We start from the raw sequence: 25633 nt of genomic DNA on the forward strand, positions 1-25633 counted from the left end.
GAATTTCGAGAGTTTCTGGTGAATGGCAACTATAGGGTGAGTTTCAAATGATTGTCATCCCGGCCGTAGCGAAGCGGAGAGCCGGGACCCAGGGGCCAATGGCAGTGCGGTTGCCCCTGGGTCCCGGACAGCCTCTACGAGGCTTCCGGGATGACAAGAAGAGGGCGCTCGGCCGCTACTTCCCGTCCTTCTTCCAGCCCCAAGCGTCCATCGCCACGTCGAACAGGTGCGTGTTGGGGAAGTACCCCCGCACCCGCTCGGACCCCGCGCCGGTCGCCAGCGCCACGACTTCCTCGCCGGTGTGCGTCCGGTTGACCATGACGTTCTTCAACCGGATCGGGTCGTCGTCCTTGGCGCCCGGCGTCTGGGCGGCCTTCCACGCGTCGTAGCCTTCCAGCAGCGGCTCGCCGCGTTTGCCACCGTCGACCTGCAGGCCGAACGAGTGGTCGGCGGTGAAGAGCAGCAGGGTGTCCTTCAGGTCGACGCGCTTTTCGATCTCGGCGATCAGCTTGTCGAAGTCGACGATGTGCTGCAGGCCTTCGCGCGGGTCGTCGGTGTGGGCGTCCCACTCGACCACCAGCAGGTAGCCCTTGGGCGAGCCCTGCAGCAGGTCCAGCGCGCGCAGGGTCGCGGCGCGGGTGTCGATCTGGTCGTCCTCGGTCACGACGATCGGCCGGGTGTTGGCCGCGGGCGCGTCTTCGAGCTTGGCGTAGATCGGGCGGTTGTGCGCCTTGGCCAGTTGGTCGAAGCCGGTTCCGGCCGTCGCCAGCTGCTTGCCGATCTTGGTGCGGCCCGTGCCGAACAGCACGTCCACGCCATCGCCGAAGCGCGGCGCGAAGGCCTGCTGGAAGATCTCGCCCCACTTGTTGCGGTCATTCGAGTGGGCGTAGGTCGCCGCCGGCGTAGCGTCGGTGATCGGCTGGGAGGTGACGACGCCGGTGCGCAGGCCCCGCTCCTCGGCATATTCCAGCAGGGTCTTGGTCGGCGCGCCGTCGGCCTTGCCGCGCACGCCGTCGGGGCCCTGGCTGATGACGCCGTTGTGGGTCTTCACGCCGGTCATGATCGCCGACATGCCGTTGGCCGAGTCCGAGACGAACTGGTCGACCGGCGTGGTGTCGCTGAGGCCGAGGTTCGGCCACTGCTGGACGTGCAGCCTCAGGGGCTGGCCGTAACCCAGGAGGCTGGCGGCATTCACCGACGGCACGCCGCCCGCATCCGCCAGGAAGACGATGACGTTCTTGGCTTTCTGCGGCTCAGCCAGGGCGGGGGCGGCGATCGCCAGCGACAGCAGCGAGGCGGCGGCCAGAAGACCTTTGAGCATAGGTTTTTCCCAAGCGGACGTTGCGTTGGGGATGGCTTCTAGCCGCTGCCTGACGCGATTGGTGTGACATGACTATTACAAACCATGGCTACTGCCGCACGCCGCCCCGCACGGTGTAGCAGTGCCGCTTGCCCGCCTCGCTGCTGCAAAAGCCGCTCTCCATCGTGCCGGCGTGCAGCATCACGTACTGATCGCGGCGGCACTGGAACCAAGCCTGCTGGAAGGCGACGTGCTCGACGTCCTGGTGGAACACCGGCCGCTGGTCGACCGTGTAGAAGCGGGTCATGGCGGTCAGGCCGCCGAAGCTGCCCCGGCCGTTGACCAGGCCGCAGATCTGGCCCGTGCGGGTGGACCACACCGCGCCCAGCTCCAGCGGCAGGGTCTGGTCCAAGCGGGTGTCGAGATTGGCCTGCACGATCCGCCATTCGGTCTGGGCCAGGGGGCGGTAGCGCTCGACCTGCTCGGGGCTGGGCTTGGGCAGGAAGGCGTTGGCGCGCTCGAACTGGGTGAGGTCGAAGCCGGTGAAGAACATCGCCCCCAGGGTCCCGACCACGGCGACGCTTGAAAAGATCAGCGGCGTCCACAGCCGCCGCGTCTTGCGCGTCCCGAAATCCCGCACCGCCATGGCCTCGTCCTCCATCCGTCCCTGGCGGAGAGGTTTGGCGTCGATTTCGAGAATTACAAGTCTAAATTATTACGAGCGTAATTGGCGTCTGTGCGGTTCGCGATGCTAAGCACGCTCCCGAGTACTCGGGGGAGCGCATGATTCCGTCTTGGGCCGACGTCAGGGCCAACCGTAGCCAGCTGCTGTTCGCCCTGGCGGCGACGCTGATCCCCGTCGTTCTGTGCGGCTTCATGTTCGGTTTCGACATAGCCTCGGCGCATTCGGAATTCTGGGCGCGGCCCAAGGGCGACATGGCGGTGATGACCGCCTCGTACGAGGCCTTCATCCGCCAGCCCTGGCACTGGCCGCTGACCACGGTGAGCGGCCTCGGCGACAAGCCGATCTCGATCGTCTTCACCGACAGCATCCCCTGGCTGGCCATCGCCCTGAAGGCCACGGGCCTGTGGCGCGTGCTGCATCCGATGGGCTTCTTCCTGCTGGCGTCCTACGTGCTGCAGGTCTGGAGCATGATCGGCCTGCTGCGGGCCCTGGGCGTCACCGACCGCTGGGTGCTGCTGCTGGGCGGCGTGCTGTCGCTGATGTTCCCCGCCTGGATCGCCCGGCAGTTCGGCCACGTGGCGCTGTCGGGGCACTGGATCATCCTGGTCGGCCTGACCCTGTCGGTGCGTTCGATCCGCGAGGGCCTGACCTGGAAGCGCGCGGCCTGTTTCGCCAGCCTGTTCGCCCTGATCGTCGGGGTCCACGCCTATCACCTGCCGCCGGTCGCCGCCGCGTTCGGCGCGGCCCTGCTGGCCGAGCTGCTGCAACGCCGCGCCGGGGGCTGGCTGCGGGTGATCGGCGCGGTCGCCATGGCCATCGCCGCCCTGGCGGTCTCGACCTGGATCCTCGACTACCACGACGGCCGGGGGCTGACGGGCGGGGCCACGGCCCTGGGCGTCTACTCCATGAACATGGTCGGGCCGTTCTGGCCGCAGGCCTCGAAGCTGGCCGGCCAGCTGTGGACCGGCTCCTGGTACACCGGCGTGCTCGACGCCAACGGCGGCCAGTCGTTCGAGGGCTACCAGTATCTCGGCGGCGGCTTCCTCCTGCTGATCGTCGCCATGGCCGGCTTCAAGCTGGTCGAGACCGTCCGCGCTGGCGGCGTCGCCCCCGGCTGGTGGGCGCGCTGGACGCCGATGACCCTGGCCATGATCGCCCTGACGCTGTGGGCGGTCGGCTGGTCGGCCTATGTCTACAAGGCGCATATCTACGAGTTGCCGCGTCCCAAGGGCGGGCTGGCCGAGGTGGTCGGCGGCTTCCGCGCCCACGGCCGGTTCTTCTGGGCGGTCGGCTATCTGCTGCTGGCCCTGGCCATCACCTGGGCCAGCCGCCTGCCGCGCCGGACGGCCCTGGCGGTGCTGGTCGCGGCCCTGGCCGTGCAGGCGGTCGACACCAGCCTGCTGCGCCACGGCGTGCGGCAGATCTTCGGCTGGGCCGACCCGCTGGTCTATCCGATCGACCTGACCGCCAGCCCGAAGACGGCCAACCGTCACTGGACCTTCGCGCCGACCTATTACTGCACGCCGAACTACAGCGACCTGACGGTGATGCGGCAGCTGTTCCACGCCATCGTCCGCAACGGGGGCTCGGCCAACACCTATCCGACCGCGCGCAGCAGCGATCCGCCGTGCGTGGTCACGCGTCCGGAGACCTTCGTCGACGCCGCGCCGGGCGATCGCACGATCACCCTCGTCATGGCCAACGGCCAGAAGGCGGGCGGCTTCCTGGATCCGATCGCCAAACGCACCGACTGCTACCGCTTCGGGCCCGGCGTGGCCTGCGGGCGGGACCTGGACGGGATCAAGGGCCTGACGCCGGTGAAGGCCGGCGAACTGGCGGGGACGCCCGCGAACTAGCTATACCGTGAGTGGTCACTGAGCGCGGGGGCGCTTGGCACTGAGACGTGGGAACTGGGAGTAGGGGATATGGGCGGCGTGAACACCAAGTGGCTCTGGGGCGTCGGGGCGGCGCTCTGGTGCCTGCTGCTGGCCGGCGTGCTGTCGGCCGACCGCCTGCTGTCGCTGTCGGTGGACAGCTCCTACCACCTGCAGGTCATGGAGGTCGTGCGCCACGCCTTCCTGATCCCGCAGCAGGGCCATGAGTTCATGGCCGAGATGTTCATCTATCCCAAGCTCAGCCACCGGTTCGCGGGCCTGTTCGCCACCCTGGGCTGGTCGGAGCTGAACGCCCTGCTGATGGCCGGCGTGCTGTCGGCGGCGGTGGTCTGGGTGGTGCTGTTCGACCAGGCGCGGCGGGTGTCGCCGACCTATCTGCTGGCGGCCCTGGGCTTCATGGTCGTCAACGTCTTCGCCGTGCGCGGTGCGTTCGGGGCCGAGCTGGTCGACAACTTCTTCTTCCCGCAGATCGTCGGCGAGGCCGTGGCCATGCTGTGCCTGGCCGGTGGCGCGGCGCTGCTCGGGCGCTCGCGCCCGATCTACGTGGTCTACGCCACGGCGGCGGTGCTGTTCTGCGGCTGCTTCCACCTGGTGCCGACCCTGAAGCTGGCGGGAGCCCTGATGGCCATGCTGGCCCTGGCCTGGCTGCGCGACCTGATCCACGCCCGCCGCTTCGACTGGGTTGGCCTGGTCGGCCTGTTCGCCATCGTCGGCGGGGTCGTGGGCAGCCCCTATTTCTGGCGCATGCGCTGGATGGCGGCCAACAACGGCAGCCTGCACCTGGCCACGCCGATGCCGCTGAACGGCCTGGCCGCCGCCGCCATCGTCCTGGCCCTGCTGTCGGCCTGGGTGCTGCTGGTCGAGCTGCGTCGCGATCCCGGCGCGGTCGAGGACGACGCTAAGCCCACCGCCGCCACCGTGCTGCTGGCCTCGCTGGGCGCGGCCGCGGCCCTGGCCATGCTGGCCCAGTACGCCATGCTGTTCCGGGGCGACGGCTCCGAATACGCCGTGCTGAAGCACAGCTTCGGCGTCTTCAGCATGCTCGCCTTCGTCACCCCGCTGTGGTTCCTGACCGTGCTGGGCGTGCGATCCAAGCCCGCCGAGGAGCAGCCGGCCTGGATCGCGTCGTTGGGCCTGGCCCCGGCCCTGGTCGCCCAGCTGGTGGTGATGCTGTGCCTGTTCCTGCGCCCCAGCGTCGCCGACGTCCACAAGCTTGAAGCCATCCTGCACGACGTGCGTGAGGTGCGCCTGACGCGCGGCCTGCAAGGCGAGCGGGTGATGTTCTCGGCCGCGGACGTGAAGCCGGTCACCACCTACATGGCCACCATCGCCATGCTGAAGTCGCCCCACGGCGGCAATGTGCTGAGCCTGATCGCCGACGGCCGTCCCGACCGTCCTGGTGACGTCGACTACATCGTCACCCTGCCGGGCGACGCCTATGACAAGCCGGGCTGCCGCTCGGGCAAGCCGGTGGGCCTGGTGGTGGTGATGGTCGGTTCGTGCGTCGAGCCGCCGTCGCTGCTGTTCAAGGCCGGCGGCACGGGCGTGCCGTATCTGAAGGACGGATGGTCGGGTCCGGAAGCCGCCGGCGTCTGGTCCGACGCCTATCGGGCCACGGTCGAGATCCCGATCTCGCCGGCCCAGCGCACCCTGACCAACGCCTCGCTGCAGGTCGCCGCCTTCGGCTTCCTGCCGCCGCCGTCGCCGTTCCGCACCGCCACGGTGTCGGCGGCCGGCGCGTCGGAGACCTTCAAGTTCGGCCTGACCACCGGCCTGCGCCACGACTACCTGCTGACCCTGCCGCCCGAAGCGCTGAAGGGCGACAAGCTGGTGGTGACCTTCGACGTGCCGGACGCCAAGAGCCCGCAGGAACTGGGGCTGAGCAAGGACGACACCCGCAAGCTGGGCGTGGGCCTGGAAGCGATCCGGATCATCCCGACGCCGACGTTGCGGTAGGGGGACGGAAGAAGGGCTAAGCGCGAAAGCCCTCTCTCTTAGAGAGAGGGAGGGGCCCGCCGCGCAGCGGTGGGAGGGTGAGTGGTTACACCGCCGGCCGGAAAGGCCCCCGGTGGCCACAACCATCGTTCGTCTTCGTCAGTACCTTGTCCGGAGAGGGTGTACCCACTCACCCTCCCACGCCTGCGGCGTGGGCCCCTCCCTCTCTCCATGAGAGAGGGAAACAGGGTCTGGTCCCCCTAGACCTTCCGCGCGATCACCGCGATCGACAGGCCGAACGGCAGCCCGCCGCCAACCGCCAGCGGCGCCTCCAGCGAGAACACCCCGGCCAGCGTCCGGTTCAGCCACGACGGCGGCATGGTGTCATCCGCGCTGTCGTCTTTCAGCAGCTTCTTGGCCGTGCGCTGCACGGCGGCCAGCGGGAACAGCAGGGTGTTGAAGTAGGTCGCGGTCTCGACCTTCAGGCCGGCGTCCTCGAACAGCTTGCGATAAGCCGGCAGCAGGTAGCGGCGCTTGTGGTGGTGGAGCACGTCGTGGTGGCTCCACATCCACTGATAGGCCGGCACCGTGGTCAGCATCGCGCCGCCCGGCTTGATCAGGCTGGCCAGGGCCTTCACCGAGCCGGCGTCGTCATCGACGTGCTCGACGACGTCGAAGGCGCAGACCAGGTCGAAGGTCTCGGGCTGATAGGGCAGGCCGTCCGGCAGCAGGCCGGTGTCGATGGCCAGGCCCAGGCGGTCCGAGGCGTAGGCGCGCGACTCGTCATCCGGCTCCAGGGCTTTGACGTCGCCGAACTCGCGCAGCAGCGGGACGTTGCCGCCCGCGCCGCAGCCGACCTCCAGGATGCGTGCGCCGGCCGGCGGGGCCAGGCGCTTGAGCAGGCCGCGCAGGATCTTGCGCCGGCCGACGAACCACCAGTGGTCGGACTCCAGCTCGCGGATGCGGTCGTAGATCAGGCGGTCCATGCGGGGTCCCGGTCGGTAGGCGTCGGTTGGTGGGCGAAGACCCAGAAATGGCTCAGCAGGAAGAGCGCGGCGGTGTAGCTGGCCACGGCCGCGCCCTGGGCCGCGATGTCGAACAGCGTCCCGTGCGGCAGGACCATGCGGGCCAGCGTCAGGACGCCCTGGTTCAGGGCGAAGGCGACCGCGACCGCCACGCCGTAGCGCAGCGGGGCCGAGCGCGCCGTCTGGCGGGCCTTGAACACGAAGAGCTTGCTCAGCGCGAAGCTGACGCAGACCCCGACCGCGTAGCCGACGGCGTTGGCGATATGCGGATCGACGTGCAAGCCGACGTCCAGCGCCAGGATGATGGTGAGGCCGATCAGGGTGTTGGCCACGCCCGCCACGCCGTAGCGCAGGGCCGAGACCAGGAACTCGCGCCGGGCCGGGGTCAGCAGGGCGCTCACGCCGCCGGACCTTGGTCGAACCCGTAGCGGTCCATGATCACGTACAGCGGCCGACCTTTCACTTCCTGATAGATGCGGGCGACGTACTCGCCCAGCGAGCCGATGGCCAGCATCTGGATGGCGAAGCCGATCAGGATCACCACCATCAGCGATGGATAGCCGGGGACGTTGTTGCCCTCCAGCAGGGTCCGAGCGACCAGGAACGCCGCCGCCAGGGTCGCCAGCACGCCGGCGATCAGGCCGACATAGCTCCACACCCGGATCGGCGCGGTGCTGAACGAGGTGATGCCGTCCAGGGCGAAGTTCCACAGTTTCCAGTAGCGGAACGAACTGGTCCCGGCCGCGCGCTCGGGGCGCGCATAGGGGATGGGCGTCTGGCGGAAACCGACCCAGGCGAACAGGCCCTTCATGAAGCGGTTGCGCTCGGGCAGCTGGCGCAGGACGTCGACGACGCGCTTGTCCATCAGCCGGTAGTCGCCGGCGTTATAGGGCAGGTCGACGTCCGACATCCGGTTGAAGGCCTTGTAGAAGCCCTGGGCCGTCAGGCGCTTGACGAAGGTGTCGCTGCTGCGGTCGACGCGGACGCCGTAGGCCACGTCGGCCCCGGCCTCCCAGGCCTCGATGAACTGGCCGATCAGCTCGGGCGGGTCCTGCAGGTCGCAATCGATCGGCACCACCATGTCGCCGGTCACCGCGTCCAGGCCGGCCGACAGGGCGACCTCCTTGCCGAAGTTGCGGGCCAGGTTGATGACCTTGATGCGCGGGTCGCGCTGATGGTGCTTGAGCAGCACCGCCAGGGTGTGGTCGCGGCTGCCGTCGTTGACGCAGACGATCTCGTAGTCGACCCCGATCCGGGCCAGCTCGGCGTCGATGCGCTCGAAGAACAGGTCCAGCACCTCCTGCTCGTTGAAGCAGGGGGCGACGATCGACAGGCGCTTGCCGACACGCGAACGCGTGGCGGGAGCGGGCTGGGCTGCGACTTGATGCGCCAATGGGGCGGACGCGGACGACTGAACCATGAGGGAGGGTTTAGCCAAGTTGCGCGCGGAGGGGGAGGGGAAAGCGGCGGCGGAGGTGTGCGCCCCCTCCGTCACGATGCTGCGCATCGCGCCACCTCCCCCGTTTCACGAGGGAGGAGTTTCCTTTCCTGCCCCGCTTGCGGGGGAGGTGGCGCGGCGCCGATAGGCGACGTGACGGAGGGGGCGCTCGTTTCGCGCGGATGGGAGCGTTAGTCGGCGGCTTCTTCTTCCGTCGCCCCGTCCCGGAACTCGTCGGCCGCCAGGAAGGCGATGCCTTCCTCGTCCAGCACCCAGGCGCCCAGGAAGGCGGCGTGGCTGGGATCGACGTCCTCGTCGATCAGGTCGCCCTCGTAGAGGCCGACGTGGCTGTAGTCGAAGTCCAGCGCCAGCTGGCTGGCCATGCTGAGCATCTCGTCGGCCATGCGGCGCGAATAGCCCAGAGCTTCGCTGGCGTCGTTGAACTCGTCGGCCAGCGAGCTGACCTCCGCCGCATCGCTGCCTTGGGTCGCACTGGTCGTGACGATGGTGAAAGCGGGCATGGGGAGGGCCTCTCTTAGATAGGAATATCCACACCTAACCCGTTCGACCGGGCGAAGGGGCCAAATTCTGAGAGAACCGCGTGTTTCGAGCTGGGCGACGAGTCCGGCCCCTCAGCGATCGGCGCCGCCGCGAACGTCCTTCTTGGTGGCGCGATAGACCTTCTGCAGCCCGCCCTGGCGACGGCGCTCGGCGTCGCGGGCCAGGCGCTCGGTCTTCTCTTCCATGGCCGCCAGCTCCTGGCCCAGCTTCTGGAAGTGGGCCCAGCGGTCGGGGTCCAGGGTCCCGTCCTCGATCGCCCCGCGCACGGCGCAGCCGGGCTCGTTGGCGTGGGTGCAGTCGCCGAACTTGCAGGTCTGGGCCAGCTGCTCGATGTCGTCGAACACCACGCTGACGCCCTCGTCGGCGTCGACCAGGCCGATCTCGCGCACCCCGGGGGTGTCGACGATCAGCCCGCCGCCGGGCAGCAGGACGAGCTCGCGGTGGCTGGTGGTGTGGCGGCCCTTGTCGTCGCCTTCGCGGACCTCGGCCGTGGCCATGCGCTGCTCGCCCAGCAGGACGTTGACCAGGGTGGACTTGCCCACGCCGGACGAGCCGATCAGCACGCAGGTCTCGCCCGGCGCCAGATGGGCCAGCAGGGCGTCCAGGCCCACGCCTTGCCGCGCCGAGATGCTGACCACCGGGCAGCCGGCCGCCAGGGCCTCGATCTCGGCGGTCTGGGTTTCCGTCTCGGCGACGAGATCGGCCTTGGTCAGCACGATCACCGGCCGCGCCCCGCTCTGCCAGGCGGCGGCCAGGTAGCGCTCGATCCGGCGCGCATTGAGGTCGCCGTTCATCGAGGTGACGATGAAGGCCAGGTCGACATTGGCCGCGATCACCTGCGGCGTCTGCAGGCTGTCGGCGGCCCGGCGGATGAAGGCGGTGCGGCGCGGCAGCAGGGCGTGGATGGTGGCGGTGCGCTGGGCGCTGTTGACCGACATCGCCACCCAGTCGCCGACGGCGGGGTGGCCGATTTCGCGCGCCTCGTGGCGCAGGCGGCCCGACGGCTTGGCGCGCAGCTCGCCCTGGTCGGTCATCACCAGATAGCCGTTGCGCTGCTGGACGATGACGCGTCCGGGAACATAGCCGGCGCGGGCGTGCGGCTTGAACGCCTGCGCCAGCGCTTCGGACCATCCATATTGCGAGATCAAGTCGAGGCTTTCAAACGCCAGGGCTCCAGGGAGTGCGGTTGGTAGGGTGGGGGTATTCTAAAGGCGCCCGGTCGATCCTCACACCCCCTCCATCACCCCGCCGCCTTCCTTGATCGCCTTCATGCACACCGTGGTGGTGTAGCGCTGCACGCCCGGCAGCCGGCTGAGGTCCTTGCGCAGCAGCTGGTCCAGGTCCTCGACATCGGCGGCGACGATGCGCAGCAGGTAGTCGCCGGCCCCGGCCGTGGAGTGGCAGTCGGTGATGCTGGGGTGGCGCAGGACGGCGGCCTCGAACGCCTCGGCCTTGGCGAACTCGACCGTGGCCCAGGCGAAGACGGTCAGGCCCTTGCCGATGGCCTTGGCGTCGATGCGGGCGCGGTAGCCGGTGATGACGCCCTGCTTCTCCAGCGCCTGGACCCGCGACCAGCACGGCGACTTGGACAGGCCGACCCGCTCGGCCAGGGCCGCGAACGAGATGCGGGCGTCGGCCTCCAGGATGCGGAGAAGCGACAGGTCGATGCGGCTGAGAGCGGCCATTCGTTCTGCTCTGGTCGGAATTACGAGGACGTTGTTCTATCGCGGGTGACGTCCGCCGCGCAAACGAGGACAATGTGCCGGAAAAGCCCGCATAAGGTTCTCCCATGGCGAAAGACATGACCTACGCGCGCTATCTGGCGCTGGACGAGCTGCTCACGGCGCAGAAGCCGCAGAGCGACCGGCACGACGAACTGCTGTTCATCGTCATCCACCAGACCAAGGAGCTGTGGCTCAAGGAGATCATTCACGAGGTCGAGCTGGCCGTCCGGCTGATCGCCTCGGGCGATGTCGAGCCGGCCTACAAGGCCCTGGCGCGGGTGTCGCGGATCCAGACGGTGATGACCCTGTCGTGGGACGTGCTGGCGACCATGACGCCGGCCGACTACCTGAGCTTCCGGGGCGACCTGGGCTCGTCCTCGGGCTTCCAGTCGCACCAGTTCCGCACCCTGGAATATCTACTGGGCCTGAAGGACCAGAGCTTCCTGAAGTTCCACGAGGAGGGCTCGTCGGCGCTGGGCCAGCTGCAGGCGGCGCTGGACGCGCCCAGCCTGTACGACGTCGCCATCGCCCAGCTGCCGCGTCATGGCCTGAGCGTGCCCGACAGCGCCCTGCATCGCGACTTCAGCCAGACCTACGCCCCGTCCGAGGCCGTGGAAGCCGCCTGGCTGGAGGTCTATCGCGACCCGAAGCGCTATTGGGAGCTGTACCAGCTGGCCGAGAAGCTGGTGGACCTGGACGACGCCCTGGTCACCTGGCGCCACAAGCACGTGCTGACGGTCGAGCGGATCATCGGCGGCCGGCCGGGCACGGGCGGCACCGATGGGGTGGGGTATCTGGCCTCGACCCTGCGTCGGCGGGCCTTCCCGGAGCTGTGGTCGCTGAGGACCAAGCTCTGATGACCGCCCGCAAGGATCTCTTTTCTCGGGCGCTGTCCGTCCCCGGACGGCTGCACATGGCCGCCCACAGCCACCACCTCTGGCCCGACGCCACCTTGGCCGGCCAGGTCGAGGCCTGGGAGGACGCCGTCGTCCTGGCCGACCACAAGTGGGACAAGGCGCTGGGCGTGGTCTACCCGGCCGCGCAAGGCCTGGTCGCCCGCGAGCTGAACCTGCCGTCGGCCGACAGCGTGGTCTTCGCGCCCAACACCCACACCCTGCTGGCGGTGCTGAAGTCGGCCATCGAGCGCCGCCCGGTGCGCATCCTGTCCACCGACGGCGAGTTCCACTCGTTCCGCCGCCAGGCCCAGCGCTGGGTCGAGGGCGGCGAGGTCGAGCTGACCCTGGTCGAGACCGATCGCCCCGACTTCGCCGAGCGGTTCCTGTCGGCGGCCCGGACGGGCGTCTACGACCTGATCTTCGTCAGCCACGTGTTCTTCAAGACCGGCGTCGTCTTCGACCGCGTCTGGGAGCTGGCCGAGCTGGCGCGCCCCGAGGGGCCCTGGGTGGTGGTCGACGGCTATCACGGCTTCCGCGCCGTCCCGGCCGACCTGTCGGCGGTGGCGGACCGGGTCTTCTACCTGGCCGGCGGCTACAAATACGCCATGGCCGGAGAGGGCGCGGCCTTCCTGCATGCGCCGGTGGGCTTCGGCCCACGCCCGGTGCTGACCGGCTGGTACGCCGAGTTCGGCGACCTGGAAGGCCCGCCCGGCGGCGTCGGCTATGTCCGCGACGCCAGCCGCTTCATGGGCGCGACGTTCGATCCGTCAGGGATCTATCGGTTCGTCGCGGCGGGGAAGATGCTGGAGGCCGAGGGCCTGAGCACGGCCGCGATCGCCGCGCATGTCGGCGGTTTGCAGCGGACGTTGCTGGAGAAGATCGCGGCCGGTGAAGCCGGGCCGCTGAAGGACGCGATGGTGATGAACCCGCCGGGCGATGGCCCGCAAGCGCGGTTCGTGGCGCTGAAGCACGAGAGCGCCGCCGCTTGGAAACAGGCGCTAGCCGACAAGGGCGTGGTGGTGGACGTCCGTGACGACGTGCTGCGCGTGGGGCTGTCGATCTATCACGACGAGACCGACATCGCGGCGTTCTGCGGGGTCTGTAGCGAACTCACCTAACGCCCCTTCTCCCCTTGCGGGAGAAGGTGTCGACGCAGTCGACGGATGAGGGGTCGCACAAACGCAAACCGCCGCGACAGCGGTGAAGCCGTCGCGGCAGTTCTGGTCTTCAACCCCTCACCCGACCCGCTTCGCGGGCCACCCTCTCCCGCAAGGGGAGAGGGGAAGGGGCTTGGTTCTTAAGCCGCCAGACGCTCCAGCGCCCGCAGCATCGAGCCCATGGCCTCGTGCACCGGCTTGCCGTCACGCTCGTAGCTGCCGGTCTCGAAGATCTGGACCAGGTCGGCGCGGGCGCGGCTGACGCGGCTCTTCACCGTGCCGACGGCGACGCCGATGATCTCGGCCGCTTCTTCGTACGAGAAGCCGCCGGCGCCGATCAGGATCAGCGCTTCACGCTGGTTCTCGGGCAGCATCAGCATCGCCTGGCGCAGGTCGTCCAGGGCGATGGCGCCGTCGAAATTGGTGTTGGCCACCAGGGTGCGTTCGGCGGTTTCCTGATCCAGGCCGACCGAGCGCCAGCTGCGGCGCTTTTCCGAATAGAACTGGTTGCGCAGGATCATGAAGGTCCAGGCCTTCATGTTGGTGCCCATGGCGAAGCTGTTGCGGCTGGCCCAGGCCTTGGCGACCGCTTCCTGCGCCAGATCGTCGGCCGACGAGGCGTTGCCGCACAGCGAGCGGGCGAAAGCGCGCAGGTGCGGGATCAGGGCGACGAGGTCGCGCTCGAAGGTCTTCTGGTCTTGGTGGTCCATGACGGCCCTCGCTTGAAAATACTCAAGCTATCAAACGGGGCCGGAGCGGTTTTGTTCCAGACCGCCGGTCAATCAGTATCCATCGTCGGGAAGGGCCGGGATCGCGTAGGCGATCGGCACGATGCAGCCACGATAGCCGCTGGGCGGCGGGGTGGGCCGTGCGCTCATCACCATCATGCGGGCGGCGTCGCCGAAGGCGGCGGTGGGCTGCGAGGCCAGGACCTCGACCGCGCCCACCTGGCCCCATGGCGCCACGTCGAAGCGCAGGATCGCCCAGCCGCCCACGCGGCGCTGGCCGTAGGCGGGCGGATAGAGCTTGTTCTCCGGCAGGTTCAGCGCCGACTGCGCCACCTCGCAGACGTCGCCCGGACGCTTGAACGTGGCTTCGTCGGGGTGCTTGGCGGCCAGGGTCGCCTTCGGCGTGGCCTTGAAGGTCACGAAGCAGCCCGTGCGCGCCGGACCCGGGAAGAACTTGGCCTCGCCCGTCGCCGCGGCGGCCGCGTCGGCGAAGGCCGGTTCGCCGTGCTGGGCGGCGATGCGCACGTTGCGCACCGCGCCGGTGGTGTCGATGTCGTAGCGCACGGCCGTCCAGGACGGGTCGACGGTCTTGTCGTCGAACGGGCGCAGGTCCGGATAGACGATGACGTTCGGCCGCCGCTGGGCGCCGCCCTCGCAGCCGCTGTCGGCCAGGGCCTTGCGCACGCTGGGCGGCGTGTTGCGTTGCTCGGTGGCCAGTATCTCGAACAGCTTGGCCGGCGAGGCCTGGGCGACCGCCATGTAGCTGAGCGCCACGTCCAGCTTGCAGCCCGTGGCCGCCGCGCCCGGCGCGAACCGCCAGCTGGCGATCGTGGCGATCTGTTCCTCGATCGGCCAGTTGATGGAAACGGGCGTCGCGCTGTCGGTGCGCTTCAGGTCGGTCACCCGGCCCTCGGCGTCGACCGAGAAGGCGTAGCCCTGGCTGGTCGGAGAGGGCGGCTGTTTGTAGGCGGGCGTGCTGATCGGCATCACCGGCGGCGTCCAGGGCTGCCAGACCTTGGACGCCAGCGGCGCGCCCTGGACCAGCCGGACGTCGCGCCCGTCGCATGGGACGCTGGCCGGCGGCGCGGCGAAGCTGACCATCTGGGCGGGCTGCACGGGATTGGCGATCGGCAGGGCGATGCTGGCCTGGGCGGTGAACGGCACGAGAGCGGCCAAGGCCGTAAGCAACAAACGCCGCACTGCGCCGCCTCCATCTGAGATTGTAAGGCGGAGCTTCTCAGGCGGCTACTGAGCGGTCAAGCGACGGGTATGTGACGGTCGGGGGGCGGCCTAGATGGCGGCGAGCGCGGCGGCGTCGACCGTGACGCGCTCGACCATCTCGACTCGTACGCCGAGGCGATGTTGGCGCAGGAGGTCACACAGCATCTCACCGTCCACCAGATCGATCGCCGGCGCGCCATCGCGCACAGCCTCCCGCCGCGCCTCGGCGGTGAAGGTCCCTGTCGTCAGGATCAAGCCCTTATCGGCCCGCCCGACCATCGCACCCCGGAAATCCCGCACCGTCGGCGCCCCGACCGAGCCCTGCCAGCGCTTGCACTGGAAGATCACCTGGAACGACAGCAGATTCATCCGCAGCACGCCCGTCCCGTCAATGCCGCCATCCCCGGTCTTGCCGGTGACCTCGACCTTGGAGAAGCCGGCTTCGCGGAGGAGGCGCTGGCAAAGACGCTCGAACGCGCTGGGGTCGAGGGCGAGGAGGCCGGCCATGAGGGCCGAGCGCCAGGCGTCTTCAGCAGCCTCCTGGGAGGCGTCCTCGATCGCGGACTCGGCCATAGCGCCCACGGGCGTAGGCGCGGGTTTTGGCAAGGCGGCACGCTGGGCGGCGTAGTCTTGCTGCACCTGGCGAGGACCGGCGCGCACATCGGCCTCGGACAGCGCCGCGCCTTTCGGCGTAAGGGTCCAAACGCCCCGGCCGCTATTCTCCAGCGCGCCCATCTTCCTCAAATAGGTCCGCGCCCAAGCCATCCGGTATTCGACCTCGGTCTGGCCTGTAGCGCCGTGTGGAGCGGCGCGAATCTCCTCGGTGAGGCCCATGTGAGCGCTGACGTCATCGAGCATTTCCTCGATCGTCATGGAGCGACCGTGAGCGCGAAGACGCTCGACGATAGGCCACATGTAGGCGTCGTAGGAGGGGACGGCGGGGGTGGTCATGCAATCTCTTTGCCGCGCGATCGATAAGCAAGACGATCCAACTTCTTGTATTAGAAAGGAGCGGCCGTGTACGCCATATGCGAACTTGCGGTGGTTTCAAAGACTCAGCTCTAGCGCGAGCCTGGTCTTGGCGCGGAACGACCCAGTTTCCTTGAAACCCACAGGCTTTGACGAAGTGGGGGCTCCTGAAGCTCGCCATTTTGGCTTCTGGGTTGCAACTTTGCCGGTTTGCAGGCCATGTCGGGCGAGGGGAGATTCAGCTTGAACGTCGAGGCCTTTATCGCTCGCTGGAGCACCGCTCGTGGCGGAGCGGAGCGCGCCAACTACCAGATGTTTTTGTCGGAACTCTGCGAGGCGCTCGCCTTGCCGCGTCCCGACCCGGCGAGCGATGATACTCGCACCAACGACTATGTCTTCGAGCGCGGCGTAAAGCGGCGGGAGTCGGAGGGCATCTCCTCGACCCTTCGTATCGATCTGTACAAGCGCGGTAACTTCATTCTCGAAGCCAAGCAGTCGCGCGCCGCCCAACGCGACGATACGCAGCCTTCCTTGTTCAAGGCCGACGAGACCGCCTCGCTTGCCGCCGCCGAAGGTAAGTGGGACGTGCTGATGCGCAACGCCCGCAAACAGGCCGAGGACTACGTCTTCCGGCTACCCGCGGACCATCCGGCCCCGCCGTTCATCATCGTCTGCGACGTCGGATATGTGTTCGAGGTCTATGCCGACTTCTCGGGTAGCGGCCGGGCCTACTCCCATTTCCCAGACCGCAGGGGCTTCCGCATTCGGCTGGAAGATCTGCGCGATCCCGAGGTCGTCAAGCGGCTGAAGGCGATCTGGACCGATCCGCAGTCGCTCGATCCGACCCGCGAGTCTGCTCGCGTCACCGGTCAGATCGCTGAGCGGCTGGCCGAGGTCTCGAAGCGTCTGGAGAAGAACCACCCGACTGGAGAGGTCGCTCATTTCCTGATGCGCTGCATCTTCACGATGTTCGCCGAGGACACCGACCTGCTGCCCAAGGGCAGGTTCACCGCCCTCCTGCGCGAGCAGCTGGATCACCCCGACAGCTTCGCCCCCATGCTTCAAGCCTTGTGGCGCAGCATGGACGCGCCGGACTACGAGAACCGTTTCTATGCGGGCTTTGGTCTACACCTGAAACACTTCAACGGTAGCCTGTTCAAGGACGCCAAAGCCTTTCCGATGGGCCGCGAGGAGATCGGCGAACTGTTGGCCGCCGCCCAGCACGATTGGCGCTATGTCGAGCCAGCCATCTTCGGCACCTTGGTCGAGCAGGCGCTGCCACCGGGCGAGCGGCGCAAGCTCGGCGCCCACTATACGCCGCGCTCCTATGTCGAACGCCTCGTCGAGGTGACGGTGATGGAGCCGTTGCGCGCCGACTGGAACGCCGCCCTGGTCAAGGCCGGTGATGCGCGCGAGCGCGGGGAGCCGAAGGAAGCCGTCGCCGCCGTCAAGGCCTTCCACCACCAGCTCTGCACCACCCGAGTTCTTGATCCCGCCTGCGGCACCGGCAACTTCCTCTATGTGTCGCTGGAGCTGATGAAACGGCTGGAGGGCGAGGTGCTGGAGGCCCTGGCCGAACTCGGCGAGACCGAAGGCATCGGTTTCGAGACCGTCGACCCGCACCAGTTCCTGGGCATCGAGCTGCACGTGCGCGCTGCCGCCATCGCCGAACTGGTGCTATGGATCGGCTATCTGCAGCAGCACTACCGCAATCGCTCCGAACACCCGGCGGAACCAATCCTCAAAGCCTTCGGCAACATCCAGCAGATGGACGCCGTGCTGATCTGGGACGGCTATCCCGAGCTGCAGTTCGAGATGAAGGACGGGGTGGCGGTGCAGGTCTATCCGAACGCGCGACGGCCGGACTGGCCGGCAGCGGAGTTCATTGTGGGGAACCCGCCGTTTATCGGCAAAGGCGCGATCATGCGTGCTGCGTTGGGTGACGAATACCTAAGGGCGCTGAAAGGGGCCAATGCGCGGGTCGCAGGTTCCGCCGACTTTGTTATGCAGTGGTGGGATCGAGCCGCTGAACTTCTGACTCGCAAGAAGTCGCCGTTGCGCCGCTTCGGACTCGTCACGACCAATTCGATTACCCAGAGCTTCAGCCGGCGCGTGATCGAAAAGCTGTTAGGCGGCAAGAGCCCAATCTCGATTATCTATGCAATCCCCGACCATCCGTGGACAAAAGCAAGTAGGGACGCTGCAGCGGTTCGAATCGCGATGACCGTGGCGGAGGGAGGCAGCAAGTCTGGACGCCTCCTGCGCACGGAGAGTGAGAGCGACATCGACACCGATAGCCCCACGATCGAGCTGATCGAACAGATTGGCAAGGTCAACGCGGATTTGTCGGTAGGGGCGGATGCTACCTCTGTAACCTCATTGGACGCTAACGATGGCCTGTCCTGCAACGGCGTGATGCTCGCGGGTGAAGGTTTTGTAGTTCGGCGCTCTTTCGCGGAACACCTCACGGCACGCGATGAACCACGCGGATTTGGCGTCGCAGTTGTTCCTCACATCGGCGGCAGCGAGTTGACGCAACACCGGCGCGGCGACTTCGTGATCGACTTCTTCGACCTTTCGGAAGCTCAGGCTCGGCAACGCTTCCCTGCAGCCTTTCAGCATGTGCTGGAGGTCGTGAAGCCCGAGCGCGACAAGAACGCAGACAAGGGTTTCAGAGAGAAGTGGTGGCTATTTGGCCGGACCCGCCCCGAGATTCGCAGAGCGAATGCGGGCCTCAATCGCTATATCGCAACGACGAGAACTTCTAAGCACCGGGTGTTCCAATTCCTTGAAGGAGACGTCACTGCGAACCACGAAATCGTTGTGATAAGCAGCGCCGAAGCAGCGCATCTGAGCATGTTGTCATCGCGTATCCACGTTGTTTGGGCGACGCGAGCCGGGGGCTGGATGGGTGTCGGTAACGATCCTCGCTACAACAAGACCAAGACTTTCGACCCCTTCCCCTTCCCCGACCCGTCCGACGCCATCCGCGCCACCCTCCGCGACCTCGGCGAGGAGCTCGACGCCACGCGCAAGACCGTCCAGGCCGAGCATCCCGACCTGACCCTGACCGGCCTCTACAATGTGCTGGAGAAGGTCCGCACCGGCACGCCGCTCGACGCCAAGGACGAGGACGTCAAGGATCGCGGCCGGGTGCTGATCCTGAAAGACCTGCACGACCAGATCGACCGGGCGACCGCCGACGCCTATGGCTGGCCTCACGACCTGACCGACGAACAGATCTTGGAAAAGCTCGTCGCCCTGAACGCGGAGCGGGCGGCCGAAGAGGCCGCCGGCCACGTCCGCTGGCTGCGGCCCGACTATCAGATCCCGCGCTTCGCCAAGGGCGCCGCCGCGCCGAAGTCCGGCGAACTGGACCTTCAGGATACGGTCGCCGCTCTCGACAAGGGTCTGCCCGCCTTCCCGAAGGACAAGGGCGAACAGGTTATGGCCATCCGCGCCGTGATCCAGGCTTCAAGCGCCCCGATGGACGCCGCATCGGTCTCCCGAGCCTTCAAGGGTGGCGGCAAGAAGATCGAACAGCGTGTCACCCAGGCGCTCGGCACCTTGGTGCGATATGCTGAGATCACAGCGCTTCCTAACGGGCGTTTCGCCGCTCGGCGGGCAGCCTGATTGATTGCCGGAAGGGACGAGCCTCACCCCTTCCGGAAGAACCCGTGGATGCGCTCGGCCAGGGCCTGGCTGACGCCTTCCACCTTGATCAGGTCGTCGACGCTGGCCCGGCCGACGCCCTTGGCCGAGCCGAAGGCGTGCAGCAGCGCCTTCTTACGCCCCGGACCCACGCCCTCGATCTCGTCGAGCGGGTTCTTCTTCAGGTCCATGCTGCGGCGGGTGCGGTGGGCGCCGATCGCGAACCGGTGGGCCTCGTCGCGCAGGCGTTGCAGATAGTAGAGCACCGGCGACTTGGGCTCGAGCATGAACGGGGTCTGGCCGGGGATGAAGAAGCGCTCCAGGCCGGCGTCGCGGTCGGGGCCCTTGGCGACGCCGACGACGGCGATGTCGTCGACGCCCAGGTCGGCCATGATCTCCAGGGCCGCGTCCAGCTGGCCCTTGCCGCCGTCGACCAGCACGAGGTCGGGGCGGTTGGCGTCGTCGCCTTCCTCCTCTTCCTTCACCAGGCGGGCGAAGCGGCGCTTCAGCACCTCCTTCATCATGCCGTAGTCGTCGCCGGGGGTGAGCTCGGTGCTCTTGATGTTGAACTTGCGGTACTGGCCCTTCATGAAGCCTTCCGGCCCGGCCACGATCATGCCGCCCACGGCGTTGGTGCCCTGGATGTGGCTGTTGTCGTAGACCTCGATCCGCTCGGGCGGGGCCTCCAGCTTGAAGGCCTCGCAGACGCCGGCCAGGAGCTTGGTCTGGGCGCTGCCCTCGGCCATCTTGCGGCCCAGCGCCTCCTTGGCGTTGGTCAGGGCGTGCTGGACCAGGTCGGCCTTCTCGCCACGCTTGGGCACGGTGATCTCGACCTTGCGGCCGCTCTTCAGGGCGAAGGCCTCGGACAGCAGGCCGGCCTCGGCGGGCTCCAAATTGGCCAGGATCAGGCGCGGGATCGGCTTGTCGTCGTAGAACTGGCCCAGGAACGCGGTGAGGATGCGTTGTTCCTCGGTGGTGGTCTCGTCCTCGGACTCGTCGGCCGACCCGGCCACGCGGGGGAAGTAGGCGCGGTTGCCCCAGTTCTGGCCGGCGCGGAAGAAGAACACCTGCACGCAGGCCTGACCGCCCTCGACGTGCAGGGCGACGACGTCGGCCTCGTCCACGGTCTCGGGGTTGATCTGGGTCTCCTGGGCGACGGACGAGAGGGCGCGGATGCGGTCGCGCAGGCGGGCGGCGCGCTCGAACTCCAGCTCCTCGGCGGCCTCTTCCATCTCCTTGGCCATGGTCGCCATGACCGCGCGGGACTTGCCGCGCAGGAAGGCTTCGGCCTGGTCGACGAGGCCCTGATAGTCCTCCTTGCCGATCAGGCCGGTGCAGGGGGCGGCGCAGCGCTTGATCTGGTGCAGCATGCAGGGCCGGTCGCGGGCGTCGTAGACGCTGTCGCTGCACGAGCGGAGCAGGAAGGCCTTCTGCAGGGTGTTCAGCGTGCGATTCACCGCCCAGGCGCTGGCGAACGGGCCGAAATAGTCGCCCTTGATCGTGTGGGCGCCGCGGTGCTTGCGCAGCTGGGGCGCGTCGTGGTCGCGGCGGATGACGATCTCGGGGAAGCTCTTGTCGTCGCGCAGCAGCACGTTGAAGCGCGGCTTCAGCTGCTTGATCAGGTTGATCTCGAGCAGCAGGGCGTCGGCTTCGGTGCGGGTGGTGATGAACTCCATCGACCGCGTGGCGTCGACCATGTTGGCGATGCGGTTGGTGTGGAAGCGGCCCTGCGCGTACTGGATGACGCGCTTCTTCAGGCTCTTGGCCTTGCCGACGTACAGCACCTCGTCGGCGTCGCCGATCATCCGGTAGACGCCCGGCGCGTCAGGCAGTCGCGTGACCTCGTCCTTGATCAGGGCGGCGCCGATGAGGCGAGGAGATGCGGCGATGTCGTAAGGGGTGTCGGTCACAGGGGGAGATATAGGCGAGTCCGGAGCGTTCAGCGATCTTCCAGGGCGTGGAAGATACGCAGGATGATCACGTGTTGAGGCTGCACGTCGTATTGGATGACATAGCTCGTCGAGCCAAAGGGAACGATGAGTTCGCGAAGGTCCTCCGGGACCGAACGGCCGCGTTCCGGAAATTCGCCTAGGGATCTATAGGCGGTGATGATGGTTTCGACCGCTCGGTGCGTGACATGAGGCGCGCGCTCTTCCAGCCACTGTCTGAGGCGGTTCAGGTCGCGTCTCGCCGTCGGCGAGAATTCCACAGTCCTCATTTGCGGATGCGAGGACGGGGCTCCGGCGGAGGAAGTTCGGCGTCGGTTCCCCAGGACCGCATCCACCGCTCGATGTCCTCAAGGGGAATGCCGCCATTGCGGAGTGTTTCATCCGCCGCGCGCCGAAGCTCCGCCCAATAGGCGTCGTCTTCCTTGCGGGAGTCTAGACGGGTCTGGGGGCGATCACCATCGGCCATGTTCTAACTATGTTCCAATCCCCGTTTGTCGTCAACGCAGTCCAGCGCTATGACGCCCCTCATGACCACGCGCCCGCTCTTCGTCACGCCGCTCTATGAAGCCAGCCTCGCCAGCGAGAAGGACGCCGAGGCGTTCATCGACGAGCTGCACGACGCCTGCATCGCCATCGCCGAGGACGACGAGGCCGGCCAGGCCTGGGCGTATAACAAGGGCTATCTGGGCTACACCTCCTACGCCTCGCTGAACGACCTGCCGCAGCGCGACAGCCTGTTCGAGGCGCTGAAGAAGAAGCTCGACAAGCACGCCGCCGCCTTCGCCAAGGACCTGGCCTTCGACCTGGCCGGCGGCAAGCTGCTCATGGACAGCCTGTGGATCAACATCCTGGAGCCGGGCGGCTCGCACAGCGGCCACATCCACCCGCACAGCGTCATCTCCGGCACGGTCTATGTGACCATCCCGCCGGGCGCCTCGGCCCTGAAGTTCGAGGACCCGCGCCTGCCGATGATGATGGCCGCGCCCACGCGCGCCGACGACGCGCCCGAGACCCTGCGGCCGTTCATCTACGTCAAGCCGTCGGCCGGTACGGTGCTGATGTGGGAAAGCTGGCTGCGCCACGAGGTCACGACCAACCAGGCCGACGAGCAGCGCATCAGCATCAGCTTCAACTACGCCTGGCGTTAGCGAGCGCTACGGACCACAGGTCCAGGCGCCGGCGAACACCCGCTTGGCGCCGTCGGCGCGGTCGTAGGTGAGCGTGGCCGGATAGGCCGGCGACTCGCCGCCGCCCGTGGCCTTGCCGGTGAGGGCGATGGTGACGGTCTTGCCCTGGCCGCTGAAGGCCGTGCCGTTGACCATGGCGTCGTAGCCGCCCGGCGCGACGACCTGCTCGACCGAGGTCAGCACCTTGACCAGGCCGTAGCCGGGTTCCTTGACGCCTGAGAAGCCCGAGGCGACCAGCAGCAGGGCATTGGCCTTGTCGCGGAAGTGGCAGCTGAGCTCGCCCTTCAGCGGATGGGCCTGCTGGTCGGCGAGCGTGATGTCCGCCAGCTGGATCTGCGAGCCGTCGCCGCCGACCGTACCGCCCTCGGCGGGCGTCGCGGCCACGGGCGCGGGGACAGCCGGCGTCACGGCTGGCGTGCGGGTCTCGTCGCCAACGGCCGGAGGCGGCGTGGCGGCGGGCTGGTCCTCGGTCTTCTGCTGGGAACAGGCGGTCAGGGCCAGCGCGGCGAGCCCGAGAACCGCAAAGCGGTGTCCGATCATGGTGATGTCTCCCCCGTTATGGGGAGAGCCTAGACCACCGCCGGCTGCGCCGCCACCGCACTCGCCTTCCAGCCCTTCTCCAGGCTCCAGGCGGCGATGGCCAGCCACAGCAGGCCCAGGAACGCGTGGCCGCGCTGCCAATAGCCGACGTCATAGCCGGTGCGGACATTCCACACCCCGGTCAGCAGGGCGAAGACCAGCAGCAAGCCGAGGAACCAGCCCAGCGAGAAGTGGGCCAGCCGCCGATAGCCCGGCTTGCCCCACAGGGCCCAGGCGGTGAACAGCGGCGCGAACTGCATGGCCAGGCCCACCCCGCAGGCGCGGTGCATGGGGTCTGGCCAATGGAACACTCCGGCGAAGAAGGCCCCCAGGCCCGTCAGCGCCACGAACAGGCCGGCGAAGGCCGAGACGCGGCGACGGCCGCCGGCCTCCTCCAGCGCGTGGGCGAAGCCGGCCCCGGCCAAGAGGCCCGCGATGCCGGCGATCATCATGCCGTAGTTGAAGACCTCGGGCAGGGGGGCCTTGGGGCCGCCCAGCTCGCTGATGAACTGCGCCCCGGCGTCGAAGCCCGGGAACAGGCGCTGAGCCAGCCACACGTCGGCCACCATGATGGCCGGCGCGATCACGCCGATCTTCAGGAAGGCGCCGGTGCGGGCGGTCACGCTTACGATTATCCGTCGGTCAAAGAGAGAGGGCGGCAGAATCCCTTCCGCCGCCCTCCGGGTCAATTCCAAATCCCGTTTTCCCGGCGAATGCCGGGACCCAGATCTCAGGGCGCTGGGAATGATTGGAAGGGCTCTATGTCCTTAGAGTCCACCCCAGCGCCATTCCATCTGGGCCCCGGCGTTCGCCGGGGAGACGGGGTTAGGTGATCACTTCGCCGCCGAAGGATGCCCCTTCGGCGCGAACGTCCCGCCGAAGAAGTCGCCCTTCTTCCACACCGGACGGGCCGGGGTGTTGGCCAGTTCGCGAGCGATCTCGTAGTTGACCAGGGCGAACTTGGCGGCCGCCTGGTAGTCGATCGGCTGGTTCAGGTCGTCGCCCGGGTGGTGGTAATTGCCCTTCAGGAAGGTGGTGAAGGCCTTCTCGCCGCCGTTCTGGAAGCCGGTCATCAGGAACACCGACGGGATCCCCTGCTCGACGAAGCGATAGTGGTCCGAGCGGGTGAACAGGCCTTCCTCCGGCAGCGGATCGCCCGACAGCGCCACGCCGACGCGGCCGGCGGCGTGCCGGACGGCCTCGCCCACGGTCGAGCGGTCGGCGCCGAACGCGATCACGTCGGTGAACGGATACAGCAGCACCGGCATGTCCAGATTGACGTCGGCGGCGATATTGGCCTTCGGCACCGTCGGGTTGTTGGCGAAGTAGTCCGAGCCGACCAGGCCCTTCTCCTCGCCCGTCACCGCCAGCAGGATGATCGAGCGCTTGGGCCGCGACTTGGTGTTCTCGAAGCCGCGCGCCACCTCCAGCAGGGTGGCGATGCCCGAGGCGTTGTCGAGCGCGCCGTTGTTGATGCGGTCCTCGCCGGGCTTGGCGTTTTCCTTGATGCCGATGTGGTCGAGGTGCGCCGACAGGATGATCGTCTGGGCCTTCAGCGTCGGGTCCGAGCCCTCGATCATGCCGACGACGTTGCTGCTCTCGCGCTTCTCGATCTCGGTCTTAAGGGCGATGCTGGCCTTGGTGGCCAGGGCGAAGCCCTTGACCGCGCCTTCCGGCTTCTCGGACTCGGCCAGCACATCGGCCAGGGCCACGGGGGCGCCGGCGAAAAGCTTGGCCGCGCCGGCCTGGCTGATCGACACCAGGGCCGGGGCGCTGGGCGCGCGGATGGCGCCGACGCCGTTGGCGTCACGCCAGATCACCCGCCAGCCGCGCAGCATGCCCGCGCCGGCCGAGAACGGGCGGCGCTTCTCGGCGCTGGGGCCCGACATGGTGACGACGCCGATCGCGCCGCGCTTGGCGGCTTCCTGGCGCTTGGTGTTGGGGTTGCTGAAGTGGGCGCGTTCCTCGGTCTGCAGCGAGGTCGGGGCGCCGTTCAGCATGACGACGATCTTGCCCTTCACGTCCAGGCCCGCGTAGTCGTCGCGGCCCGTGGCCGGATTGACCAGGCCATAGCCGACGAAGACCAGCGGCGCGTCCAGCTTGACCTCGGCGGCCTGGGCCTGGGCGTTGGGCAGGTAGTCCTCGCCGTACTTCAGGGCGGCGGTCTGGCCGTCGGCGCCCGTCAGGCCGAACGAACCTTCGCCGTCGGTGCGGAAGGCCAGCAGCGGCACGTGCTGCTGATACGACACCCCCGTGGCGGTCTTGTCGCCGGCCGGCTTCAGGCCCAGCAGGGCGTATTGGGCGGCGACATAGTTGGCGGCGATATCATAGCCGCGCGTGCCCGCCTCGCGGCCTTCCATGGCGTCGTCGGCCAGGAAGGTCATGTGGGCCTTGATGGCCTCGGGCGACGGCGTGAAGTCCGAGACGGCCTTCTTGGCCGAGGCTGCGGGCTTGGGCTTGGCGGGTGTGGCCGCGAGGACCGGTTGCGCCACCATGAGCAGGGCGGCGCTGGCCAGCGCGATACGACGCGAAAACGACATGTCTGAAAGAAGCTCCCGAGCGACGGGCCGCCCCCCGGCCCGCGAAGGGGCGAACCATGTCGGGACGGTGACAGCTTGTCGATAAGGCCAAGCCTGAACGTTTTGTAATGTTGGGGCCGTTATCGGGGTGCGGCGCGCCAAAAGTTAACGCGCGCTAAAAAAGATGACCAAGGCGTGAATTTTACCATTTTCG

The 25633-nt window shown here is 67.9% G+C and carries 23 protein-coding genes and 2 pseudogenes; 8 read left to right on the plus strand and 17 right to left on the minus strand.

Features of this window, described 5'->3' with window-relative positions; translation table 11 throughout:
• Window positions 1–52: 52 nt before the first annotated feature.
• Window positions 53–155 (plus strand): annotated as a pseudogene (locus tag AC07NI_RS23820) (hypothetical protein); the annotation flags it as partial.
• Window positions 156–175: 20 nt separating this feature from the next.
• On the opposite strand, the gene AC07NI_RS23825 reads toward AC07NI_RS23820, so the two are convergent.
• Both AC07NI_RS23825 and AC07NI_RS23830 read right to left on the minus strand, forming a co-directional pair.
• Window positions 176–1321, minus strand: coding sequence for an alkaline phosphatase (locus tag AC07NI_RS23825; protein ID WP_494623767.1), 1146 nt, complete (start codon window positions 1319–1321; stop codon window positions 176–178).
• A gap of 88 nt (window positions 1322–1409) precedes the next feature.
• Window positions 1410–1946, minus strand: coding sequence for a hypothetical protein (locus AC07NI_RS23830; protein ID WP_494623769.1), 537 nt, complete (start codon window positions 1944–1946; stop codon window positions 1410–1412).
• 137 nt (window positions 1947–2083) lie between these two features.
• Between AC07NI_RS23830 and AC07NI_RS23835 the strand changes: the two genes are divergently transcribed.
• Window positions 2084–3841, plus strand: a complete 1758-nt coding sequence (locus AC07NI_RS23835; RefSeq protein ID WP_494623771.1) for a DUF6311 domain-containing protein — start codon at window positions 2084–2086, stop codon at window positions 3839–3841.
• 69 nt (window positions 3842–3910) lie between these two features.
• Window positions 3911–5836 carry a hypothetical protein gene (locus AC07NI_RS23840; RefSeq protein ID WP_494623772.1) on the plus strand — a complete coding sequence of 642 codons (1926 nt, stop codon included), beginning with the start codon at window positions 3911–3913 and terminating at the stop codon, window positions 5834–5836.
• Window positions 5837–6075: 239 nt separating this feature from the next.
• Here the strand turns inward: AC07NI_RS23840 and AC07NI_RS23845 are convergent, their stop codons facing one another.
• From AC07NI_RS23845 to AC07NI_RS23855, 3 genes are read right to left on the minus strand one after another with little or no spacing between them, the layout of a single operon-like run.
• The gene (locus tag AC07NI_RS23845) at window positions 6076–6801 is read right to left on the minus strand and encodes a class I SAM-dependent methyltransferase (protein ID WP_494623774.1); all 726 of its coding nucleotides are present in this window, start codon (window positions 6799–6801) and stop codon (window positions 6076–6078) included.
• Window positions 6789–7241, minus strand: coding sequence for a GtrA family protein (locus AC07NI_RS23850; protein WP_494623775.1), 453 nt, complete (start codon window positions 7239–7241; stop codon window positions 6789–6791). Before AC07NI_RS23850 ends, AC07NI_RS23845 begins: the two co-directional genes overlap by 13 nt.
• Entirely contained in the window at window positions 7238–8260 is a 1023-nt protein-coding gene (locus AC07NI_RS23855) for a glycosyltransferase family 2 protein (protein ID WP_494623777.1), read from the minus strand. The genes AC07NI_RS23850 and AC07NI_RS23855 overlap by 4 nt, the downstream gene beginning before the upstream one ends.
• Window positions 8261–8317: 57 nt before the next feature.
• Between AC07NI_RS23855 and AC07NI_RS23860 the strand changes: the two are divergent.
• A pseudogene (locus tag AC07NI_RS23860) lies at window positions 8318–8426 on the plus strand (hypothetical protein).
• A gap of 43 nt (window positions 8427–8469) precedes the next feature.
• Here the strand turns inward: AC07NI_RS23860 and AC07NI_RS23865 are convergent.
• The 3 genes from AC07NI_RS23865 to AC07NI_RS23875 all read right to left on the minus strand — a co-directional run bounded on the left by AC07NI_RS23865 (window position 8470) and on the right by AC07NI_RS23875 (window position 10524).
• Window positions 8470–8799: a hypothetical protein gene (locus AC07NI_RS23865; RefSeq protein ID WP_494623779.1), complete on the minus strand. Its 330-nt coding sequence runs from the start codon at window positions 8797–8799 to the stop codon at window positions 8470–8472.
• Between the two features lie 111 nt (window positions 8800–8910).
• Window positions 8911–9987, minus strand: a complete 1077-nt coding sequence (rsgA, locus tag AC07NI_RS23870) for a ribosome small subunit-dependent GTPase A (protein ID WP_494623781.1) — start codon at window positions 9985–9987, stop codon at window positions 8911–8913.
• 78 nt (window positions 9988–10065) lie between these two features.
• Window positions 10066–10524 (minus strand): Lrp/AsnC family transcriptional regulator, encoded by a 459-nt coding sequence (locus AC07NI_RS23875; protein WP_494623782.1) that lies wholly within the window; start codon window positions 10522–10524, stop codon window positions 10066–10068.
• Window positions 10525–10628: 104 nt separating this feature from the next.
• Here AC07NI_RS23875 and AC07NI_RS23880 point away from each other — a divergent pair, with 104 nt between their 5' ends.
• Together AC07NI_RS23880 and AC07NI_RS23885 are read left to right on the plus strand one after the other, a co-directional pair.
• Window positions 10629–11420: a tryptophan 2,3-dioxygenase gene (locus AC07NI_RS23880; RefSeq protein ID WP_494623784.1), complete on the plus strand. Its 792-nt coding sequence runs from the start codon at window positions 10629–10631 to the stop codon at window positions 11418–11420.
• Complete coding sequence (locus AC07NI_RS23885) at window positions 11396–12577, plus strand: aminotransferase class V-fold PLP-dependent enzyme (RefSeq protein WP_494623786.1); 1182 nt, start codon at window positions 11396–11398, stop codon at window positions 12575–12577. The genes AC07NI_RS23880 and AC07NI_RS23885 overlap by 25 nt, the downstream gene beginning before the upstream one ends.
• Before the next feature lie 179 nt (window positions 12578–12756).
• On the opposite strand, the gene AC07NI_RS23890 is transcribed toward AC07NI_RS23885, so the two are convergent.
• The 3 genes from AC07NI_RS23890 to AC07NI_RS23900 all read right to left on the minus strand — a co-directional run bounded on the left by AC07NI_RS23890 (window position 12757) and on the right by AC07NI_RS23900 (window position 15516).
• Window positions 12757–13326, minus strand: coding sequence for a sigma-70 family RNA polymerase sigma factor (locus AC07NI_RS23890; RefSeq protein WP_494623787.1), 570 nt, complete (start codon window positions 13324–13326; stop codon window positions 12757–12759).
• A gap of 72 nt (window positions 13327–13398) precedes the next feature.
• Window positions 13399–14544, minus strand: a complete 1146-nt coding sequence (locus AC07NI_RS23895; RefSeq protein WP_494623788.1) for an energy transducer TonB — start codon at window positions 14542–14544, stop codon at window positions 13399–13401.
• 90 nt (window positions 14545–14634) lie between these two features.
• Entirely contained in the window at window positions 14635–15516 is an 882-nt protein-coding gene (locus tag AC07NI_RS23900) for a restriction endonuclease (RefSeq protein ID WP_494623790.1), read from the minus strand.
• Window positions 15517–15777: 261 nt separating this feature from the next.
• Here AC07NI_RS23900 and AC07NI_RS23905 point away from each other — a divergent pair, with 261 nt between their 5' ends.
• The gene (locus AC07NI_RS23905) at window positions 15778–19167 is read left to right on the plus strand and encodes a class I SAM-dependent DNA methyltransferase (RefSeq protein ID WP_494623792.1); all 3390 of its coding nucleotides are present in this window, start codon (window positions 15778–15780) and stop codon (window positions 19165–19167) included.
• Between the two features lie 23 nt (window positions 19168–19190).
• Here AC07NI_RS23905 and uvrC read toward each other — a convergent pair whose 3' ends face one another.
• Genes uvrC through AC07NI_RS23920 form a run of 3 tightly spaced genes read right to left on the minus strand, consistent with a single transcriptional unit; the run spans window position 19191 to window position 21600 of the window.
• A complete protein-coding gene (gene uvrC, locus AC07NI_RS23910) occupies window positions 19191–21107 on the minus strand; it encodes an excinuclease ABC subunit UvrC (RefSeq protein WP_494624080.1) in 1917 nt (638 codons plus the stop codon).
• A 17-nt stretch (window positions 21108–21124) separates the two neighbouring features.
• A complete protein-coding gene (locus AC07NI_RS23915; RefSeq protein ID WP_494623793.1) occupies window positions 21125–21403 on the minus strand; it encodes a type II toxin-antitoxin system RelE/ParE family toxin in 279 nt (92 codons plus the stop codon).
• The gene (locus AC07NI_RS23920; RefSeq protein WP_494623794.1) at window positions 21400–21600 is read right to left on the minus strand and encodes a hypothetical protein; all 201 of its coding nucleotides are present in this window, start codon (window positions 21598–21600) and stop codon (window positions 21400–21402) included. The genes AC07NI_RS23915 and AC07NI_RS23920 overlap by 4 nt, the downstream gene beginning before the upstream one ends.
• A 61-nt stretch (window positions 21601–21661) precedes the next feature.
• On the opposite strand from AC07NI_RS23920, the gene AC07NI_RS23925 reads away from it, so the two are divergent.
• A complete protein-coding gene (locus AC07NI_RS23925; protein ID WP_494623796.1) occupies window positions 21662–22282 on the plus strand; it encodes a TIGR02466 family protein in 621 nt (206 codons plus the stop codon).
• A 6-nt stretch (window positions 22283–22288) separates the two neighbouring features.
• Here the strand turns inward: AC07NI_RS23925 and AC07NI_RS23930 are convergent, their stop codons facing one another.
• From AC07NI_RS23930 to AC07NI_RS23940, 3 genes are all read right to left on the minus strand, one after another.
• Window positions 22289–22861, minus strand: coding sequence for a hypothetical protein (locus tag AC07NI_RS23930; protein WP_494623798.1), 573 nt, complete (start codon window positions 22859–22861; stop codon window positions 22289–22291).
• A gap of 29 nt (window positions 22862–22890) precedes the next feature.
• The gene (locus AC07NI_RS23935) at window positions 22891–23589 is read right to left on the minus strand and encodes a DUF998 domain-containing protein (RefSeq protein WP_494623800.1); all 699 of its coding nucleotides are present in this window, start codon (window positions 23587–23589) and stop codon (window positions 22891–22893) included.
• 144 nt (window positions 23590–23733) lie between these two features.
• Complete coding sequence (locus AC07NI_RS23940; protein WP_494623802.1) at window positions 23734–25440, minus strand: M28 family peptidase; 1707 nt, start codon at window positions 25438–25440, stop codon at window positions 23734–23736.
• Window positions 25441–25633 lie beyond the last annotated feature (193 nt).

Source organism: Caulobacter sp. GW821-FHT10E02 (genome assembly GCF_059415225.1).